This is a genomic window from Metabacillus indicus (assembly GCF_046603695.1).
GTDB lineage: Bacteria > Bacillota > Bacilli > Bacillales > Bacillaceae > Bacillus_P > Bacillus_P indicus.
The window spans coordinates 2988733-3007929 of the sequence record NZ_CP176757.1 but is presented as its reverse complement, the minus strand read 5'-3'; the positions used below and the strand labels follow the sequence as shown (position 1 = coordinate 3007929).

18 protein-coding genes, 1 tRNA gene and 1 other annotated feature are annotated in these 19197 nt (G+C 46.0%); all 19 genes read left to right on the top strand.

Going from position 1 to position 19197, the window contains the following annotated elements; translation table 11 throughout:
• Positions 1 to 4 precede the first annotated feature (4 nt).
• The 19 genes from sdhA (at position 5) to leuD (ending at position 19144) form a co-directional block, all read left to right on the top strand.
• The gene (gene sdhA, locus ACK1LH_RS15470; RefSeq protein ID WP_029279247.1) at positions 5 to 1765 is read left to right on the top strand and encodes a succinate dehydrogenase flavoprotein subunit; all 1761 of its coding nucleotides are present in this window, start codon (positions 5 to 7) and stop codon (positions 1763 to 1765) included.
• A 3-nt stretch (positions 1766 to 1768) separates the two neighbouring features.
• On the top strand, positions 1769 to 2533 hold the full coding sequence (sdhB, locus tag ACK1LH_RS15465; RefSeq protein ID WP_342823687.1) for a succinate dehydrogenase iron-sulfur subunit: 765 nt from the start codon (positions 1769 to 1771) through the stop codon (positions 2531 to 2533).
• An 82-nt stretch (positions 2534 to 2615) separates the two neighbouring features.
• On the top strand, positions 2616 to 3083 hold the full coding sequence (locus ACK1LH_RS15460) for an acyl-CoA thioesterase (protein ID WP_029279251.1): 468 nt from the start codon (positions 2616 to 2618) through the stop codon (positions 3081 to 3083).
• Positions 3084 to 3217: 134 nt separating this feature from the next.
• Positions 3218 to 3442, top strand: coding sequence for a spore germination transcription factor GerE (gene gerE, locus ACK1LH_RS15455; protein ID WP_029279253.1), 225 nt, complete (start codon positions 3218 to 3220; stop codon positions 3440 to 3442).
• Positions 3443 to 3630: 188 nt separating this feature from the next.
• Positions 3631 to 4083 (top strand): MarR family winged helix-turn-helix transcriptional regulator, encoded by a 453-nt coding sequence (locus ACK1LH_RS15450; RefSeq protein ID WP_029279254.1) that lies wholly within the window; start codon positions 3631 to 3633, stop codon positions 4081 to 4083.
• A 9-nt stretch (positions 4084 to 4092) separates the two neighbouring features.
• Positions 4093 to 4890: a glutamate racemase gene (racE, locus tag ACK1LH_RS15445; protein ID WP_029279255.1), complete on the top strand. Its 798-nt coding sequence runs from the start codon at positions 4093 to 4095 to the stop codon at positions 4888 to 4890.
• Between the two features lie 674 nt (positions 4891 to 5564).
• The gene (locus tag ACK1LH_RS15440; RefSeq protein WP_029279257.1) at positions 5565 to 6650 is read left to right on the top strand and encodes a GerMN domain-containing protein; all 1086 of its coding nucleotides are present in this window, start codon (positions 5565 to 5567) and stop codon (positions 6648 to 6650) included.
• A 169-nt stretch (positions 6651 to 6819) separates the two neighbouring features.
• Positions 6820 to 7578, top strand: a complete 759-nt coding sequence (gene rph, locus ACK1LH_RS15435; protein ID WP_411333545.1) for a ribonuclease PH — start codon at positions 6820 to 6822, stop codon at positions 7576 to 7578.
• Between the two features lie 5 nt (positions 7579 to 7583).
• Positions 7584 to 8171, top strand: coding sequence for an XTP/dITP diphosphatase (locus ACK1LH_RS15430; protein WP_411333544.1), 588 nt, complete (start codon positions 7584 to 7586; stop codon positions 8169 to 8171).
• A 19-nt stretch (positions 8172 to 8190) separates the two neighbouring features.
• Positions 8191 to 8703, top strand: a complete 513-nt coding sequence (locus ACK1LH_RS15425; RefSeq protein WP_411333543.1) for a metallophosphoesterase family protein — start codon at positions 8191 to 8193, stop codon at positions 8701 to 8703.
• Between the two features lie 124 nt (positions 8704 to 8827).
• Positions 8828 to 8903 (top strand) — tRNA-Arg (locus ACK1LH_RS15420).
• A gap of 827 nt (positions 8904 to 9730) precedes the next feature.
• Complete coding sequence (gene ilvE / locus ACK1LH_RS15415; protein ID WP_029279264.1) at positions 9731 to 10636, top strand: branched-chain-amino-acid transaminase; 906 nt, start codon at positions 9731 to 9733, stop codon at positions 10634 to 10636.
• Positions 10637 to 10639: 3 nt separating this feature from the next.
• Positions 10640 to 10897 (top strand) — a binding site (T-box leader).
• Positions 10898 to 11047: 150 nt separating this feature from the next.
• Positions 11048 to 12766, top strand: coding sequence for an acetolactate synthase large subunit (gene ilvB, locus ACK1LH_RS15410; protein WP_411333541.1), 1719 nt, complete (start codon positions 11048 to 11050; stop codon positions 12764 to 12766).
• A complete protein-coding gene (gene ilvN / locus ACK1LH_RS15405) occupies positions 12763 to 13278 on the top strand; it encodes an acetolactate synthase small subunit (RefSeq protein WP_029279266.1) in 516 nt (171 codons plus the stop codon). Before ilvB ends, ilvN begins: the two co-directional genes overlap by 4 nt.
• An 80-nt stretch (positions 13279 to 13358) precedes the next feature.
• Entirely contained in the window at positions 13359 to 14381 is a 1023-nt protein-coding gene (ilvC, locus tag ACK1LH_RS15400; RefSeq protein WP_029279270.1) for a ketol-acid reductoisomerase, read from the top strand.
• Entirely contained in the window at positions 14368 to 15912 is a 1545-nt protein-coding gene (locus ACK1LH_RS15395; protein WP_029566818.1) for a 2-isopropylmalate synthase, read from the top strand. The genes ilvC and ACK1LH_RS15395 overlap by 14 nt, the downstream gene beginning before the upstream one ends.
• Before the next feature lie 43 nt (positions 15913 to 15955).
• Complete coding sequence (gene leuB / locus ACK1LH_RS15390; protein ID WP_029279274.1) at positions 15956 to 17068, top strand: 3-isopropylmalate dehydrogenase; 1113 nt, start codon at positions 15956 to 15958, stop codon at positions 17066 to 17068.
• A gap of 77 nt (positions 17069 to 17145) precedes the next feature.
• Entirely contained in the window at positions 17146 to 18585 is a 1440-nt protein-coding gene (leuC, locus tag ACK1LH_RS15385) for a 3-isopropylmalate dehydratase large subunit (protein ID WP_411333540.1), read from the top strand.
• The gene (gene leuD, locus ACK1LH_RS15380) at positions 18557 to 19144 is read left to right on the top strand and encodes a 3-isopropylmalate dehydratase small subunit (RefSeq protein ID WP_411333539.1); all 588 of its coding nucleotides are present in this window, start codon (positions 18557 to 18559) and stop codon (positions 19142 to 19144) included. Before leuC ends, leuD begins: the two co-directional genes overlap by 29 nt.
• The last annotated feature ends 53 nt before the right edge of the window (positions 19145 to 19197 follow it).

Genomic DNA, 19197 nt, shown 5'->3' with positions numbered 1-19197 from the left:
CCAGATGAGTAAAGGTAGAATTATTGTCGTCGGAGGCGGTTTGGCAGGCCTGATGGCAACCATCAAAGCAGCAGAATCCGGCGTTCATGTAGATTTATTTTCGTTAGTACCAGTTAAGCGCTCTCATTCCGTTTGTGCACAGGGCGGAATCAACGGCGCTGTAAATACAAAAGGAGAAGGCGATTCTCCGTGGGAGCATTTTGATGATACCGTTTACGGCGGGGATTTCCTTGCCAACCAGCCTCCTGTAAAAGCGATGTGCGAGGCGGCTCCGTCAATCATTCACTTGCTTGACCGCATGGGTGTCATGTTCAACCGTACACCGGAAGGGCTTCTTGACTTCCGCCGTTTTGGAGGAACGCAGCATCACCGCACGGCATTTGCCGGTGCAACAACAGGTCAGCAGCTTCTGTATGCGCTTGATGAGCAGGTCCGCCGCTATGAAGTGGCAGGTCTTGTTACAAAGTACGAGGGCTGGGAATTCCTTGGAGCCGTTGTCGATGACGATGGTGTATGCAGAGGTATCACCGGTCAGGATTTAACAAGCATGGAAATCAAGTCATTCCGTTCCGACGCTGTCATCATGGCAACGGGCGGACCTGGAATCATCTTCGGAAAATCAACAAACTCTGTCATCAACACGGGATCAGCAGCTTCCATCGTCTATCAGCAGGGCGTTCACTATGCAAATGGCGAGTTCATTCAGATTCACCCGACAGCTATTCCGGGAGATGACAAGCTTCGCCTGATGAGTGAATCAGCCCGCGGAGAAGGCGGACGCGTCTGGACGTATAAAGACGGGAAGCCATGGTATTTCCTTGAGGAAAAATATCCGGCATACGGAAACCTTGTTCCGCGTGATATCGCAACACGCGAAATTTTCGACGTGTGCGTCTCTCAAAAGCTCGGCATCAATGGCGAGAACATGGTCTATCTTGATCTGTCTCATAAAGATCCGAAAGAGCTTGACATTAAGCTTGGAGGCATCATCGAAATTTATGAAAAATTCATGGGTGATGACCCGCGCAAGCTTCCAATGAAAATCTTCCCTGCTGTTCATTACTCAATGGGCGGTCTGTGGGTTGACTATAATCAGATGACGAATATTCCCGGCTTATTTGCTGCGGGAGAATGTGATTACTCCATGCACGGCGCAAACCGTCTTGGTGCGAACTCCCTTCTTTCAGCCATCTACGGCGGAATGGTGGCAGGTCCGAAAGCGGTTGACTATATCAGCGGCTTAGATGCTTCTGCTGAAGATCTTTCATCTGCTGTATATGACGCTCATGTGAAGCAGGAAGAAGAAAAATGGCAGAACATCATGAACCTTGACGGAACTGAAAATGCCTACGTGCTTCATAAAGAGCTTGGCGAATGGATGACTGACAATGTAACGGTTGTCCGCTACAACGACAAGCTTCTGAAAACCGATGAGAAAATCCAAGAGCTGATTGAACGCTATCAGAATATCAATATTAATGATACGGCGAAATGGAGCAACCAGGGTGCTACGTTTACCCGCCAGCTTCAGAACATGCTTCAAATGTCCCGCGTCGTGACATTGGGCGCCTATAACCGCAACGAAAGCCGCGGAGCGCATTACAAGCCTGAATTCCCTGAACGAAATGATGAAGACTTCCTTAAAACGACGATGGCTACGTTTGCCGGTCTGACTGCTGCTCCTAAGTTCCACTACGAAGAAGTGGACGTCAGCTTAATCGAACCGCGCAAACGCGACTACTCGAAGAAGAAAAAGGGGGAATAAGAAATGAACAGTGAAAAGAAAGTAGTTCGTTTTATTATTACTCGCCAAGATGAGCCCGGTGCCGCCCCTTATGATGAAACATTTGAAATTCCTTACCGTCCGAATATGAACGTGATCTCCGCGCTGATGGAGATCAGAAGGAATCCTGTGAATTCTGAGGGTAGAGAAACAACGCCGATCACTTGGGATATGAACTGTCTTGAAGAGGTATGCGGAGCCTGTTCTATGGTGATTAACGGCAAGCCGCGCCAGTCATGTACAGCACTTGTCGACCAGCTTGAACAGCCGATCCGCCTTCAGCCGATGAAGACATTCCCTGTTGTGCGCGACCTTCAGGTTGACCGCAGCAGAATGTTTGATTCCCTTAAGAAGGTAAAAGCGTGGATTCCGATTGACGGAACATACGACCTTGGACCTGGCCCCCGTATGCCTGAGAAAAAACGCCAATGGGCATATGAGCTTTCAAAATGCATGACGTGCGGAGTTTGCCTAGAGGCATGCCCGAACGTTAACAGCAATTCTGATTTCATCGGACCGGCTCCTCTTTCACAGGTTCGCTTGTTTAACGCCCATCCAACGGGTTCATTGAACAAATCCGAGCGTCTTGAAGCGATTATGGGTGACGGAGGACTTGCAAACTGCGGAAACTCTCAAAACTGCGTGCAATCATGTCCTAAAGGAATTCCTTTAACGACTTCTATTGCTGCGCTGAACAGAGATACAACGTTCCAGGCATTCCGCAATTTCTTCGGAAGCGATCAAGTCTAAGCAGTAAGAAGGAAAACACCTCTTTAAATAAGAGGTGTTTTTTTACATATCATCAAAATCATTAAAGAAAAGAGGAACAGCCATGAACAAAATTCCATATATCACAATGCCTCTTCAGGAGTGGAAGGATACATTTGCTTTTCATCATCCTTTAAAGGTTCGCTTTTCCGAAACAGATATGTTCGGGCATATGAACAACACAGCTCCAATTGCATATTTTGAAGAAGCGAGGATCGAGTTCTTTAAACATGCAGGTCTGATGGAGAACTGGCTGAAGAAGGACGGGGAACTGATTCCTGTTGTGGCCGACATCCAGTGCGATTACATCAGGCAGGTGTTTTTTGATGAGGAGCTTTTGCTGTTTGTCAAAGCTGCATCTGTTGGAAATTCGTCTGCCGAGCTCCATTACTGCGCGGTAAATAAAAAAAGGGAAGTCTGCTTTACAGGACGAGGAACCGTTGTGCAGATATCGAAATACAATGGAAAAAGTGTACCATTTCTGAATGCGGAAAAGAAAATGCTCATAGGTTCTGAGGTCTTTGCCACATAAAAAAATAGACACCGAATTTCACGAATCAGCTAAAGTAACAGTCACCGCCAATACAGAGTGCACATACTATATGTTGACTAATCTTATACCCATTCGTTAGACCGGCTCGCACCTAGCAAGGAGGGTTACCATTCTTGAAAGAGAAAGAGTTTCAATCAAAGCCACTACTCACGAAAAGAGAGAGAGAAGTTTTCGAATTATTAGTACAGGATAAAACGACGAAAGAAATAGCGGGCGAGCTCTTCATTAGTGAAAAAACAGTTCGGAACCATATTTCCAATGCGATGCAAAAGCTTGGAGTAAAAGGAAGATCACAGGCAGTTGTTGAGCTTCTTCGTATGGGTGAACTTGAGCTCTAATACGTACCGGCTGACCTTATTCTAGGCTGGCCGGTTATTATTTCTGCCGGGATTTTTTCCTGAAATGACTGTCAGCTAAAATATCAAACTTGCATTTTTGTGTGAAAACATAGAAAATGGATATGATACGCACAATACTAGTGTACATTCTGCTCCGTGCGGTCAGATTGAATGAGTGAGGGTTGCTGATGACAGTTCATAATGATGTATTAAGTGATAAAATGGTGGCTGACCTGGAAAAATCCTTGAGGCATATTTCTGTGATGGTGAAGCAGAGAGGCCGGGAGATCCTGAGTCAATTCCCGATTACACCGCCCCAGTTTGTGGCGCTGCAATGGCTTTCTGAACACGGCGACATGACAGTCGGTGAATTATCCAACAAATTGTACCTAGCATGCAGCACTACGACTGATCTGGTTGACCGGATGGAGAAAAACAAACTTGTCGTGCGCGTGAAAGATCCAAATGACCGCAGAGTGGTAAGAGTGCACCTTCTGGCAGAAGGGCAGCGCATTATTGAAGAAGTCATTCATAAGCGGCAAGAATACTTAAAAAACGTAATCAGAAATTATGATATGCAGGAAATAATTCAGCTTGAAAGCTCATTGACGAAACTGCACCTAGAAATGAGAGAAGAATGAGGCGATTTTTTGAACAGAGCAATCGGCGTCATTGATTCCGGTGTCGGCGGCCTGACCGTTGCACGGGAAATTATGAGGCAGCTACCAAATGAAGACATCATCTATTTAGGTGATACAGCAAGATGTCCCTATGGTCCAAGACCGATTGAAGAGGTTCGGGCTTTTACATGGCAGATGACGAATTACCTCGTCTCTAACCATCATATTAAAATGCTTGTGATTGCGTGCAATACGGCAACAGCCATTGCCCTTCAGGAAATTCAGGATGAGCTTGATATTCCTGTTGTCGGCGTTGTGTTCCCGGGTGCCCGCACAGCCATTAAAGTGACAAGAAACAACCGCATCGGCGTCATTGGAACGGTCAACACGGTCTCAAGCGGCGCGTACGAAAAGGCTCTGAAGACCATCAAGAAGTCAGTGACGGTTGAAAGCCTTGCCTGTCCGGCATTTGTTCCGCTTGTTGAAAGCGGGGACTTTGATAATGACTATGCGGTTTCAATTGTAGAGGATTCCCTTTTTCCGCTGAAGGACCATCCGATCGATACACTGATTCTCGGCTGCACGCATTATCCGGTTCTTAAAGACCTGATCGAGAACTATATGGGACCAAAAGTAAAGATTATCAGTTCAGGAGACGAAACTGCCCGTGAGGTAAGTACGATCCTGTCATATAAGAAAGCATTGAATGAATCGCAGGAGGAAAATCATCACCTCTTCCTGACAACCGGATCGAAGGATCTCTTCCAGCGCATCGCTTCGCAGCTGTTTGAAGAGCCGGTGAAAAATGTTCAGTCTATTGCGCTTTAATTAAGGCAGAGGCTGTGACATAAATATGTTAGCCATCTAAAACCGAACTAGGGTATAACTAGTTCGGTTTTTTTTATGGTGTTGGACCATACAACTGGAATTAGAAATAGATACTTAATTTTGCTGATACAGACGGAGTGCTGCCACTTTTATAAGAGGTAAGTCCACATTTGTGGCATCATTCGCCAGAGTGGTACCACTTTTATCGGAAGTGGATCCACATTAGTGGTGTCATTCGCCAGAGTGGTGCCACTTTATTCGGAAGTTGATCTACATTAGTGGCGTCATTCGCCAGAGTGGTGCCACTTTAATCGGAAGTTGATCCACATTTGTGGCGTCATTCTCCAGAGTGGTGCCACTTTAATCGGAAGTTGATCCACATTTGTGGCGCCATTCACCTGAGTGCTGCCACTTTTATGAGGGCTGAATCCATATTTGTGGCGTTGTCTCAAGAAATGACATCAAAAAATGTTTTTTATTAATCTTCCGACTCTAACCTTACTAACATGTTTTTACCCAGCCTCTTTGTTTTACATTCATTTCATCAAGAACTTGTTTTACAGCAGTCAATTTCTTTCCTCTCACGCTCTATTAAAAATTTCTTCCTGATTTCGGTCTAATTCAATTAACAGCTCGTATACATAGTAGTACAAACTGCCTTAGGAGGGAAATGTATGTCTCAAAAGAGAAACGTGAAGATTGCTGCTACTGTAATGACTTCGGCGCTGTTATTGTCCGGCTGCGGATTGTTCGGCGGGGAGAAGGCCAAGGAAATCGATCCTCCACAAGACGTATCGTATGTGGATGAAGGAGATAAAGCTGCTGAAGAAACAGTAAAAGAGGAGAAAACAACAGCAGAAGGGAAAAAAGGGGAAGAGGCGGCACAAACATACTCCAGGCAGTTATATTTAATTGACAGCAATGGACTTGTCGTCGCCCAGACATTTGATCTGCCAAAACAGGAAGGTGTAGCAAAGCAGGTTCTTGACTACCTTGTTGAAGGCGGGCCTGTGACAAATATGCTGCCTGACGGATTCAGAGCGGTTATTCCGCAGGATACTCAGGTCAGCGTCAATGTGAAAGACGGCGTTGCCGTTGTTGATTTTTCAAAAGAATTTAAAAATTATCAAAAAGAAGATGAGCTGAAGATTCTTCAGTCAATCACATGGACGCTTACTCAGTTTGATTCAGTCAAAACGGTCAAAATCATGATTAACGGCCATGAGCAAAACGAAATGCCTGTCGGGGGCACGCCGATCAGCAGCGAGCTGAGCAGAGCTGACGGCATCAACCTGGATACTGCAGGTGTCATGGATATTACAGATACAAAACCGCTTACGGTTTATTATACAGCGCAGCACGATGACAAGACGTATTATGTGCCTGTTACAACACGTGTGAGCAATGATGAAGAAGATCCGATTGCCGCTGTTGTTAAAAAACTGACAGAAGGGCCGTCCGCAAATACTGCGCTCCTCAGTGATTTTTCACAAGATGTAAAACTGCTTGAAGAGCCTAAGCTTGAAGACGGAACTGTTACGCTTAATTTTAACGAATCCATTTACGGAAGTGCGGATGAAGAGAAAAAGATGGTATCCTCCCACGTCGTAAATTCACTTGTTCTGTCTCTGACTGAGCAGGCGGGAATTGAAAACGTTGTGCTGACAGTGGACGGCAAGGCAGACCTTGTAAACGAGGACGGCAAAAAGATGACAGAACCTGTTGCGCGTCCAGTGAATGTCAACACAGGTAGTTTTTAATCGGTGATTTTTGATATACTATAAAGTGAAACGAAGAGGTAGTCTTTAGCACTGCCTCTTCTTTATTGCCTCCGGACCTTATGTCTTTTTTGAATAAAGCCGGGACAAGCCCTATACATATAACGAAAAAGCAAATCAATCAGGATCAGGAATGATCGGAGGAATCATAATGAGACATGACGGACGAAAGCAAGATGAAATCAGACGAGTAGAAATAGTTACAGATTATGTGAAACACCCGGAAGGATCTGTTCTGATCTGTGTGGGAGATACAAAGGTCATCTGCAATGCCAGCATTGAAGACCGTGTGCCGCCGTTTATGCGCGGAGAAGGAAAAGGCTGGATTACAGCAGAATACTCGATGCTGCCCCGGGCAACTGAACAAAGAACGATCAGAGAATCGTCAAAAGGGAAAATTACCGGCAGAACAATGGAAATTCAGCGCCTGATTGGACGAGCTCTCCGTGCAGTGGTAGACCTGGACAAGCTTGGCGAGCGTACGATCTGGATCGACTGTGATGTGATTCAGGCGGACGGCGGTACAAGAACAGCATCCATTACAGGTGCATTTGTGGCCATGACGATTGCTCTTGGAAAACTTCTGTCAGAAAAGAAAATCAGTTCGCTGCCAATCACAGATTTCCTTGCCGCAACGTCTGTCGGCATGGATTCAAAGCTTGGCGAGATTCTCGATTTAAACTATATTGAAGATTCATCGGCAGAAGTGGACATGAATGTCATCATGACAGGCTCAGGACGATTTGTAGAGCTGCAGGGAACAGGAGAAGAAGCAACATTCTCACGCGAAGAGCTGAATGAACTTTTAAATCTTGCAGAAAAAGGAATTCAGTCTTTGGTTACGATCCAAATGGAAGCGCTGGGTGATTTGGCTCTTAAAATTATGGATCAAAAAAACGGAAAGGGATGAACCTGATGAAGGAAGTCATTATTGCTACAAAGAATGCAGGAAAGCTTCTTGATTTTCAGACGATTCTATCTGCATACGATTTGACTTGCATCTCGCTGCTTGATATTGACGATGCACCTGATGTAGATGAAACCGGTTCGACATTTGAAGAGAATGCCATTTTAAAAGCGGAGGCAATATCGAAGCTTTACGGAAAAATGGCGATTGCTGACGACTCAGGATTGTCGATTGATTACCTGAACGGAGAGCCGGGTATTTTTTCAGCAAGATATGCAGGTCCGGAGAAAGATGACGCAGCCAATATCCAAAAGGTGCTGGCAGAGCTGAAGCACGCAGAAAAGGAAGAGCGCACCGCGAGATTCCGCTGCGCACTTGCACTTGCTGAGCCCGGACGCGAAACGGTAACGGTTGAAGGATCTGTCGAAGGGTATATAACAGAAGAGCCGGCTGGAGAAAACGGGTTCGGATATGACCCGATTTTTCTCGTCAAGGATAAAGCAAAAACAATGGCCGAGCTGTCGAAAGAAGAGAAAAACAAAATCAGTCACAGGGCAGCGGCTCTAAAGAAGCTGTCTGAGCTGCTCCAAGCCTGATTACAGGGAGTTTTGAGTCATGAAGGTTCTAATTATCAGCGACAGTCACGGGCTGACAGACGAGCTTCAGGAGATCAGAAACAGGCATGAATCCGAAACAGAAGCAATGTTTCACTGCGGCGATTCAGAACTGCCTGCTGATCACCCTTCTATGCAGGGCTTTGTTTCAGTCCGGGGAAACTGCGATTATGAACAGAAATATGCGGAGGAACTGATTGAAGAAGCAGGCGGGTTTCGTTTTTTCATTGCGCATGGCCATATGCATAATGTGAAGTCCACACTGATGAACTTGAAATATGCCGCAGAGGACCACGGTGCAAAGATTGTCTGTTTCGGGCATTCCCATGTTGCAGGCGCAGAATCTGCCGGCGGCATCCTCTTCATTAATCCTGGCAGCATCAGGCTGCCGAGGATGCGCACCGAAAAAACATATGTTATATTAGAAATACAAAACGGGTCGGCAGCTGTAACATTTTATCAGCAGGACGGAACGCCTGTAAAAGGCATGGCGCAGAGGTTTGAGCTGTCTTAAAAAGGAAAGGGGGAATTTCTTCCCTCTTTCAAAACTTTTTAGAAAAAGTTATTGACTTTATAGCTGATCGCACATATAATAAAAAATGTCGCTGATACATAATCGCGATTGTCACAAAAAACATGTCCCAGTAGCTCAGTGGATAGAGCAACGGCCTTCTAAGCCGTTGGTCGGGAGTTCGAATCTCTCCTGGGACGCCATACTTTATACATACAAACTTCTTTCTGAAAATGAAAGAAGTTTTTTTGTTTGATTTTGTTGTTTTCTGTATTTCGCTGACTTATGCGTAAAACAACAGTGGACTGAAGCGGAAGGCACTTGACTCCATGTCCAGCTGCAGCGCCCAACTCCTCTGTCAGAACAAAATCCCCCAAAAAGTCAAACCCGGACTTTTTGGGGGATTTTGTTCTGACTGCCGGAGCAAAACGGGCGCTTCCGCTTTTCTGGGGGATAAAGAGGGCACTGAAGATCCCGCAAGCGCAGCGAGGAAGCTCCCGGCCCTCCCCGCGGAAAGCAAGTTCCTGGAGCGAAAGGGAACGGGTAAATGTGCCATCTCCCATTTGTTCAAAAAATGTTCATAATTTTCCCTCAGCACCTTACGCGTTTTCATCAAGAATCTCTTTCCGGATCCACCCTCGAAAAGTTCCTTTTCCCCAGTTGAAATCACCCAAAACCCTGTCAGACAATCTCACAGAAAAAAACTTCAAAAAAAATTTTTTAAAAACACAATTCCTATAATGACAGGCATGTAAGCGTATACAAATTAACAAACAAATCTAAATTATCTAACAATTCGAAAAAAGACGGTTGACACCGCTTTTTAATGGGCGTAAGATAGGCTCAAATATAAGTTACATGAACATGTGAGGTTCATTAAAAGAAAAATATAACAGGCCGTTTAGCTGCGGCAGCAAGATCACTTTATATCTTTTAAAAGAGTCCATAACTAACGTTATAAGGATTTTTTTTACACACTGGAATTCAGCTGATTAACGCGTTTAGACTTTAAAAGAAAGGTGTGCTCTTTATGGGTGACCAATGGATTTTTTTGAACAAGGAATTTGTAAGAAAAGAAGATGCGAAGATTTCGGTGTATGATCACGGATTCTTGTATGGAGACGGGATTTTCGAAGGAATCAGAGTCTACAGCGGCAACATCTTCCGTTTAAAAGAGCACATGAAAAGACTGTATGAATCAGCGAGATCCATTTTGCTCACTATGCCGTACACCCAGGAAGAGCTTACAGACCTGACGGTGAAAACGGTTGAAAAAAACGGACTGGATGATGCTTATATCAGACTGGTAGTCTCAAGAGGAGTAGGAGATCTTGGGCTTGATCCATATAAATGCAAAGAGGCAAATGTCGTCATTATAGTAGAGCCGCTCTCAATCTTTCCTAAACATCTTTATGAAACAGGAATTGATATTGTGACAGTCCCTACAAGACGGAACCGTCCAGACGTTCTCAGTCCGAAAGTAAAATCACTCAACTATTTAAATAACGTTCTTGTAAAAATTGAAGCTCATCTGGCAAATGTAAGCGAAGCGCTCATGCTGAATGATCAGGGCTATGTCGCAGAAGGATCTGCAGACAACGTCTTTATCTATAAAAATAACAAACTCCTGACTCCGCCGGGATATCTTGGCGCCCTTGAAGGAGTGACGCGAAACGTCATCATCGAAATCGCGGCAGAACTTGGCTATGATGTGCGGGAAGAACCATTTACCCGCCACGATGTGTATACAGCTGATGAGGTTTTCCTGACAGGAACAGCAGCAGAAGTCATTGCCGTTGTAAAGGTAGACGGCAGGGAAATCGGTGACGGCAAGCCGGGCGAGCACACAAACCGCCTGCTTGAGCAATTCAGGAAAAAAGTCATTGAAGACGGCGTGAAAGTTGAAACAGGCAATTCAAGCTTAAGTGTAAGTTAATAAGTGAAAACTTTGAAGAGGATAAGTAGCAATGGAAACAAGGATCCACAGAGAGCCGGCGGCTGCTGAAAGCCGGTGTTCCCTTCCAGCGTGAACTCGCCTCTGAGTGCTGATTTGAAATGAAGTAGGATCAGCCGGGTGCTATTTTTCACACCACCCGTTACCAAAAGAAAGCTTTAAGCTTTCATAAGGTGGCCTGATTTCAGGCCATGAACAAGGGTGGTACCGCGAAAAGTGTTTTCAAACCTTTTCGCCCCTTTGACTCACAACTAGTGGGCAATATTGGGGCGGGAAGGTTTTTTATGTGGATTTTAAGGCAAAAAGACCAGTCTTGCGCTGGATAAAGCTTCAATAGTAACTAGAGAAGCAGGGCTTTTTAGATGATAGCGGGAAAAAAGGAGGCAAAAATCGATGAATATGAAGGTACAATTGGACGCTGATTCTGCCAAGTGTACGAAAACGATGTCCGGTGCCATGATGATGATTGAAGCTCTAAGACGGGAAAACACAGAGGTGATTTTCGGCTATCCCGGAGGAGCTGTCCTTCCGATTTACGACAAGCTGTACAGCTCAGGCATGTTTCACGTTTTGACGAGACACGAACAGGGAGGCATTCATGCAGCAGAAGGCTATGCAAGGGTTTCAGGTAAACCTGGAGTCGTAATCGCCACCTCTGGACCGGGAGCTACAAACTTAATTACCGGACTCACAGACGCGATGATTGATTCCCTTCCGCTCGTTGTCTTTACCGGACAGGTTGCGACTTCTGTGATTGGAACCGATGCTTTTCAGGAAGCAGATATACTCGGAATCACAATGCCGATTACAAAGCACAACTATCAAGTAAGGGATGTCAACGACTTTCCGCGCATCATCAAAGAAGCATTCCATATTGCAACAACCGGCAGACCGGGACCAGTACTGATAGATGTGCCGAAGGATATCGCTGTAGCTGAAGGGATTTTCAACTATGACGAACCTGTACACCTTCCTGGATATCAGCCGAAGACAGAGCCGAATTACCTCCAAATCAGAAAGCTTGTAGAAGCTGTAAGCCGTGCTAAAAAACCAGTGATTCTCGCTGGTGCAGGTGTTATTCACGCTAAAGGAAGCGACAAGCTGAAAGAATATGCAGAACAGCAGCAAATTCCGGTTGCAAGCACCCTTCTCGGGCTTGGCAGTTTCCCGGCAGATCATCCGCTGTTCCTCGGAATGGCAGGGATGCACGGAACGTATACCGCCAATATGTCGCTGTATGACTGTGATTTGCTGATCAGCGTGGGAGCGCGCTTTGACGACAGGGTGACAGGGAACTTAAATCACTTTGCTAAGAAGGCTGTCATTGCTCATATCGACATTGATCCAGCCGAAATCGGCAAGGTGGTCGAAACGCAGATTCCGGTTGTCGGGGATGCGAAGCTGGTTCTTGAACAGCTCATTCATCAAAACGGGAAAAGAAGCGAGCATGATGAGTGGTATGCAGCTCTTCAAACAAACAAAAAGACGCTGCCTCTCTGGTATAAGCCTTCAAATGAAGAGCTGAAGCCGCAGCACATGGTTGAATTGATCCATGAATGGACGGATGGAGAAGCGATCGTAACAACTGATGTCGGACAGCATCAAATGTGGGCGGCTCAGTATTACCGGATGCAGCGGCCGAACAGATGGGTCACATCCGGCGGTCTTGGAACAATGGGCTTTGGACTTCCGGCGGCGATTGGGGCGCAGCTTGCTGAAAAAGACGCGACTGTCGCGGCGATCCTTGGTGATGGCGGATTCCAAATGACCCTTCAGGAGCTTTCTGTTATTCACGAACTGAACCTTCCTGTTAAGGTCATTATTTTAAACAACGGCGTGCTTGGAATGGTAAGGCAGTGGCAGGAAATCTTCTATGAAGAAAGATATTCCCAGTCGGTCTTTCAATCACAGCCTGATTTCGTGAAACTTGCGGAAGCGTACGGCATGAAAGGACTGAATATTCAGACTGAAAGTGATTTCCCGGCCTTTAAAGAAGCGCTTAAATCCAGAGAACCAGTCCTGATTTCCGTAAATGTAAGCCAGATGGAAAATGTGTATCCAATGATTGCGCCAGGAAAAGGACTGCATGAAATGGTGGGTGTTAAGGAATGAAGCGAATATTGACATTAACCGTAAACAACCGGTCCGGCGTACTCAACCGAATTACCGGACTGTTTACGAAAAGACACTATAACATTGAAAGCATCACAGTCGGGCATGCAGAGATTGAAGGCATATCCCGCATGACATTCGTCATTCATGTTGAAGACGAAAAAGAAGTAGAACAAATTACAAAACAGCTCAACAAGCAAATCGATGTACTGAAGGTTCAGGACATTACCAATCAATCAATTGTTGCAAGAGAGCTAGCGCTGATCAAAGTGATCGCTGCACCGGCAGTCAGAATGGAAGTGCAGGGCGTCATTGAACCGTTCCGGGCCGCCATCATAGATGTCAGCCGTGACAGCCTGGTCGTTCAAGTAACGGGGGAATCTGACAAAATAGAAGCCATCATCGATCTCCTCAGACCCTATGGCATCAAAGAAATAGCCAGAACCGGCACAACAGCGTTCCCAAGAGGAACACAGCGGCCGTCAAGCTCGAAAACATATTCAATTGTATAAAGAGAAGATGGCAATGAACGGATGGAACGTATACAATTACAAATCAAATAAAAAATGGAAATTAAAAGGAGAGAATGAACATGGTAAAAGTTTATTATAACGGTGATGTAAATGAGGAAGTACTATCAGGCAAAAAGATCGCAGTAATCGGCTACGGCTCACAGGGCCATGCACATGCACTGAACTTAAAAGAAAGCGGAGCAGATGTTGTAGTAGGCGTCCGCAAAGGAAAATCCTTCAATAAAGCAGCATCAGACGGAGTAGAGGTAACAACAGTTAAAGAAGCTGCAGCACAGGCTGATGTCGTGATGGTGCTTCTGCCGGATGAGCAGCAGCAGAAGGTATACGAAGAAGAAATCAAAGATCAGCTTCAACCGGGAAATGCGCTGGTTTTTGCACACGGATTTAATGTTCACTTTAACCAGATCGTTCCTCCGGAATTTGTTGACGTATTTCTTGTAGCTCCTAAAGGACCGGGTCACCTTGTAAGAAGAACCTTCGAAGACGGTGCCGGTGTTCCAGCATTGTTTGCGGTCTATCAGGATGTTACTGGCCAGGCGAAAGATCTTGCTCTTGCATACGCAAAGGCAATCGGAGGAGCGCGTGCGGGAGTTCTTGAAACAACATTTAAAGAAGAAACCGAAACAGATCTATTTGGAGAACAGGCTGTTCTGTGCGGTGGACTTACTTCCCTTGTGAAAGCAGGGTTTGAAACACTGGTGGAAGCGGGATATCAGCCGGAACTTGCCTACTTCGAATGTCTGCACGAACTGAAGCTCATCGTAGACCTTATGTATGAAGACGGCATGGCGGGCATGAGATACTCCATCTCTGATACAGCCCAGTGGGGAGACTTTGTGTCAGGACCTAGAGTAGTAGATGCAAGAGTAAAAGAATCCATGAAAGAAGTGCTCAATGACATTCAATCAGGAAAATTCGCTAAAGACTGGATCGTAGAAAATCAGGTGAACCGCCCGCAGTTCAACGCAATCAACAACAGAGAAAGTGAGCATCAGATTGAAACAGTCGGCAGAAAGCTGCGCGAAATGATGCCATTTGTAAAACCAAAACGGAAAGAAGTGGTCGCCAGTGCGAAAAATTAACCTTTTTGATACAACACTGAGAGACGGGGAACAATCAGCCGGAGTGAATTTGAATGCAAAGGAAAAACTGCAGATTGCCCTTCAGCTTGAACGTCTTGGCGTTGATATTATGGAGGCCGGTTTCCCGGCTTCCTCAAAGGGTGATTTTTCAGCCGTGCAGGAGATTGCACGAACCATTAAAAACTGCTCCGTCACAGGTCTTGCGCGTTCGGTCAAAACAGATATTGATGCAGCGTGGGAAGCTTTGAAAGACGGTGCAAATCCAAGGCTGCATGTGTTTTTGGCAACATCACCGATTCACATGCAATACAAATTGAAACAGACTCCGGACCAGGTTATTGAGACAGCGGTCGAATCAGTCAAATACGCATCTAAATTCTTTCCGCTTATTCAGTGGTCTGCAGAGGATGCCTGCAGGAGCGAATTGCCGTTTCTGGCCAAGATTGTTGAGCGGGTCATAGCAGCTGGAGCAAATGTCATCAACATTCCCGACACGGTCGGCTATATTAACCCGAAGGAATACGGGGAGATCTTTCAGTACTTAAAATCAAATGTAAAAGGGATAGAAAATGTCATTCTATCCGCCCATTGCCACGATGACCTTGGAATGGCAACAGCCAATTCTCTTGCTGCCATTGAAAACGGGGCGGGACAGATTGAGGGAACGATCAACGGAATCGGAGAGCGGGCAGGAAATGCTTCACTTGAAGAAATCGGCGTTGCGCTTCACATCCGTTCAGATTATTTTGGGGCCAAAACAAACATGAAGCTTGATGAAATCAAAAAAACGAGTGATCTGGTCAGCAAACTGACCGGCATGATGATTCCTCCAAACAAAGCGGTTGTAGGGAAAAATGCATTCGCGCACGAATCAGGCATTCACCAGGACGGCGTTTTGAAAGAAAAAACAACCTATGAAATTATTTCTCCAGAACTGGTCGGGGTCGGATCCAATGCGATGGTGCTCGGCAAACATTCAGGCCGCCATGCTTTCAAGAGCAAAGTGGCTGAGCTTGGCTTCAATGTAACTGAAGAAGAGACACATAAAATCTTTAAAACATTCAAAACCCTTTCTGAGAGAAAGAAAGAATTTACGGATGAGGATATTGCAGCACTTGTCATAGAGGAAAAAGTGGAAAAGAGCGAGGATATGTTTGAACTTGTATCGCTTCAAGTTCAGTACGGAACCTCACAAGTGCCGACTGCCACTGTAACTCTAAAAAACCAGGAGCAGGTCCTTGTACAGGAGGCTGCTACCGGAGGAGGAAGTGTAGAGGCGATCTACAATACGCTTGAGCGCTGTACCGGCTTTACTATTAAACTTCTTGACTACCGGATCCAGTCTAATTCGAGCGGCCGGGATGCTCTTGCACAGGTTTTTGTCAGAGTCACTGTTGGCGGGGTGGAATCAAGCGGAAGGGGTATGGCGCAGGATGTTCTTGAAGCATCAGCGAAAGCCTACCTGAACGCTGTCAACCGGATTCTCATTCTGAATGCACAGGCACAGGAACAATTAAAGGCGACTGTCTAATAGAAGAAAAACCAGATTAAAAATCATGAAGGAGGCAGAAAAAATGGAGAAGAAAATTGCATTATTGCCGGGAGACGGCATCGGATTAGAAGTGATGAACGGTGCTGTAGAGATTCTGAAGGCCATTGAAGAGCATTACTACCATCGTTTTCACTTTCAGTATGGACTGATCGGCGGGGCGGCAATTGATGAAACCAATTCTCCGCTTCCTGAACAAACGCTGAACATGTGCAAAGAGGCTGATGCAGTCCTGCTCGGATCTGTAGGAGGCCCGAAATGGGACCAGAATCCTTCGCATTTAAGGCCTGAAAGGGGGCTTCTGGCTCTCAGGAAGGAGCTTGATCTGTATGCAAATCTTCGTCCTGTAGAGACAGTGGAAAGTCTCCTTGATTCTTCCCCTTTGAAGCGGGAGTTTGTGGAAGGCGTCGACTTCATGATTGTAAGAGAGCTTACGGGTGGCCTTTACTTTGGAAAACCGAGCGAGCGCAAGGTTTACGGCGGTGAAGAGACGGTTGTCGATACCCTATTTTATAAGCGTGATGAGATGGTGCGGATCATTGAACAGGCATTTGAGCTTGCCCAGGGCAGGCAGAAAAAGGTGACGTCAGTTGATAAGGCAAATGTTTTAGAATCGAGCCGAATGTGGAGGGAAGTCGCTGAAGAGGTAGCTGCAAGGTATCCGGATGTTGAACTGCAGCACATGCTTGTCGACCATGCAGCCATGGCCCTCATTCATAATCCAAAACAGTTTGATGTCATCGTAACAGAGAACATGTTCGGCGACATTTTAAGTGACGAAGCTTCAATGCTGACGGGCTCGCTCGGCATGCTGCCATCGGCAAGCCTGAGCTCAACCGGTCTCCATCTGTATGAACCGGTCCATGGTTCTGCACCTGACATTGCAGGAGAAGATAAAGCAAATCCAGTGGCGATGATTTTATCCGCCGCGATGATGCTCAGACATTCCTTTGGTATGAATGAAGAGGCAGAAGCTGTTGAAAATGCCGTAAAACATGTGCTTGATTCAGGGAAGCGCACAGCAGACCTTGCGAAAAAAGGAGAAGCTCCTCTTTCTACAACGGCTCTGGTTGAAGAAGTGAAAGCTGCTTTGGCTGACGACCACGCCATCTTTAACATTATGGAAGCTTACGCATAAAAAACCGGCGCTTTTCATTTCGATGAAAAGCGCCCCTCTTTTCCTTCTATATAAATACGTGCAGGGAGGTATCAGTCTTGAAAGCAAGAACAATCGTCGAAAAAATTTGGGATGATCATGTAGTATACAGAAAAGATCATCAGCCGGACCTATTATATATTGATTTGCACCTGATTCATGAAGTAACGTCTCCCCAGGCGTTTGAGGGCTTAAGACAAAATGGGAGAAAGGTGAGAAAGCCTGAAAACACTTTTGCCACAATGGATCATAACATTCCGACCGTCAACCGGTTTGATATTAAAGACGAAACAGCGCGGCTCCAGGTAAGCGCCCTTGAAACAAACTGCAGAGAATTCGGCATCAGGCTTGCTGACCTTAACAGCTCAGATCAGGGAATTGTTCACGTCATCGGACCGGAACTTGGCCTGACACAGCCGGGCAAAACCATCGTATGCGGAGACAGCCATACATCGACACACGGAGCATTCGGAGCTCTGGCATTCGGCATCGGAACAAGTGAAGTAGAGCATGTCCTCGCCACTCAAACGCTTTGGCAGCAGAAGCCGAAAACATTAAATGTTCACATTAAGGGATCCCTGAAAAAAGGCGTGACGGCTAAAGATGTCATTCTCTCCATTATCGGTTCCTTCGGAGTGAGATTCGGCACAGGGTATGTGATCGAATTTACAGGTGAAGCCATTGAAAATATGTCGATGGATGAGAGAATGACGGTCTGCAACATGTCAATTGAAGCAGGCGCCAGAGCTGGACTGATTGCACCTGATGAAACAACGTTCAAGTACATTGAGGGAAGACCTTATGCTCCAAAGGGAGAGGAATTTGAAGAAGCTGTTGCATACTGGCGCACACTCCACAGCGACCCGGGTGCGGAATATGATGATCAGATTATCGTTTTGGCATCTGACATTGCCCCGATGGTCACATGGGGAACAAATCCCGGAATGGCTGTGTCAATAGATGAGAGAGTGCCGAACACAGGCATGTTCTCAAAACAGGAGGAAAAACAGGAGGCAGAGCGGGCTTATTTTTATATGGGCCTGGAGCCGGATACCGCGATAAAAGAGATAGAAATAGACTATGTCTTTATTGGCTCCTGCACAAACTCGAGACTCACAGACCTGCGTCAGGCGGCAGAAGTAATCAGAGGCCATAAAGTGAATCCTTCCGTAAGGGCAATCGTTGTTCCCGGTTCGCAAAATGTAAAGCTCCAGGCGGAAGCTGAAGGGCTTCACCATACGTTTAAAGAAGCGGGCTTTGAGTGGCGGGAATCAGGGTGCAGCATGTGCCTGAGCATGAATGATGATGTCGTGCCGGAAGGAAAGCGCTGTGCTTCTACCTCCAACCGGAACTTTGAAGGCCGTCAGGGAAAAGGAGCAAGAACGCACCTTGTCAGTCCTGCAATGGCTGCAGCAGCGGCGCTTAACGGGAAATTTGTTGATGTAAGAGAATGGATAGGAGGGGCTGCAAGTGGAAGCATTTCAAGTGCACAAGGGTAAAACAGCGGTACTGAACAGATCAAATGTGGACACCGATCAGATTATCCCCAAACAGTTTCTGAAACGAATAGAACGCACTGGATACGGACGCTTCGCTTTTTTTGACTGGCGTTATACAAGCGATCATACTGAAAATCCTGAGTTTGAACTGAACAAGCCTGAGGCAAAGGGGGCAAGCGTTCTGATTGCAGGGGAGAACTTCGGATGCGGATCTTCAAGAGAGCATGCACCGTGGGCGCTTTCAGATTTCGGATTCAGAGTGATTATTGCTCCTTCTTTCGCCGATATCTTCCATCAGAATTGTCTGAAGAACGGTCTTCTTCCTATTAAAGTAGAAGAAAAGATTCATCAGCAGCTGGTTGAAAAGGGAGCCTTCGAGTGTACGGTGGATCTTGAAAAGCAGGAAATCCGCGAAGGTGAAAATGTTCTTTGCCATTTTGACATTGACCCATACTGGAAGGATATGCTTTTAAACGGCCACGATGAAATTTCCCTCACCTTTATGTATGAAGAGCAGATTTCAAATTTCGAAAACACAAGAAAAGCCTGGTTAAGATAGTCCAGGCTTTTCTTGTGTTCTTTTCATTGCATTGGTAAACTTGAAGGCAAATG

Excerpts from the sequence above, each read along its gene's own strand:
- sdhA (WP_029279247.1), top strand. The coding sequence starts at position 5 with ATGAGTAAAGGTAGAATTATTGTCGTCGGAGGCGGTTTGGCAGGCCTG.
- sdhB (WP_342823687.1), top strand. The coding sequence starts at position 1,769 with ATGAACAGTGAAAAGAAAGTAGTTCGTTTTATTATTACTCGCCAAGAT.
- ACK1LH_RS15460 (WP_029279251.1), top strand. The coding sequence starts at position 2,616 with ATGAACAAAATTCCATATATCACAATGCCTCTTCAGGAGTGGAAGGAT.
- ACK1LH_RS15450 (WP_029279254.1), top strand. The coding sequence starts at position 3,631 with ATGACAGTTCATAATGATGTATTAAGTGATAAAATGGTGGCTGACCTG.
- ACK1LH_RS15440 (WP_029279257.1), top strand. The coding sequence starts at position 5,565 with ATGTCTCAAAAGAGAAACGTGAAGATTGCTGCTACTGTAATGACTTCG.
- rph (WP_411333545.1), top strand. The coding sequence starts at position 6,820 with ATGAGACATGACGGACGAAAGCAAGATGAAATCAGACGAGTAGAAATA.
- ACK1LH_RS15430 (WP_411333544.1), top strand. The coding sequence starts at position 7,584 with ATGAAGGAAGTCATTATTGCTACAAAGAATGCAGGAAAGCTTCTTGAT.
- ACK1LH_RS15425 (WP_411333543.1), top strand. The coding sequence starts at position 8,191 with ATGAAGGTTCTAATTATCAGCGACAGTCACGGGCTGACAGACGAGCTT.
- ilvE (WP_029279264.1), top strand. The coding sequence starts at position 9,731 with ATGGGTGACCAATGGATTTTTTTGAACAAGGAATTTGTAAGAAAAGAA.
- ilvB (WP_411333541.1), top strand. The coding sequence starts at position 11,048 with ATGAATATGAAGGTACAATTGGACGCTGATTCTGCCAAGTGTACGAAA.
- ilvN (WP_029279266.1), top strand. The coding sequence starts at position 12,763 with ATGAAGCGAATATTGACATTAACCGTAAACAACCGGTCCGGCGTACTC.
- ilvC (WP_029279270.1), top strand. The coding sequence starts at position 13,359 with ATGGTAAAAGTTTATTATAACGGTGATGTAAATGAGGAAGTACTATCA.
- leuB (WP_029279274.1), top strand. The coding sequence starts at position 15,956 with ATGGAGAAGAAAATTGCATTATTGCCGGGAGACGGCATCGGATTAGAA.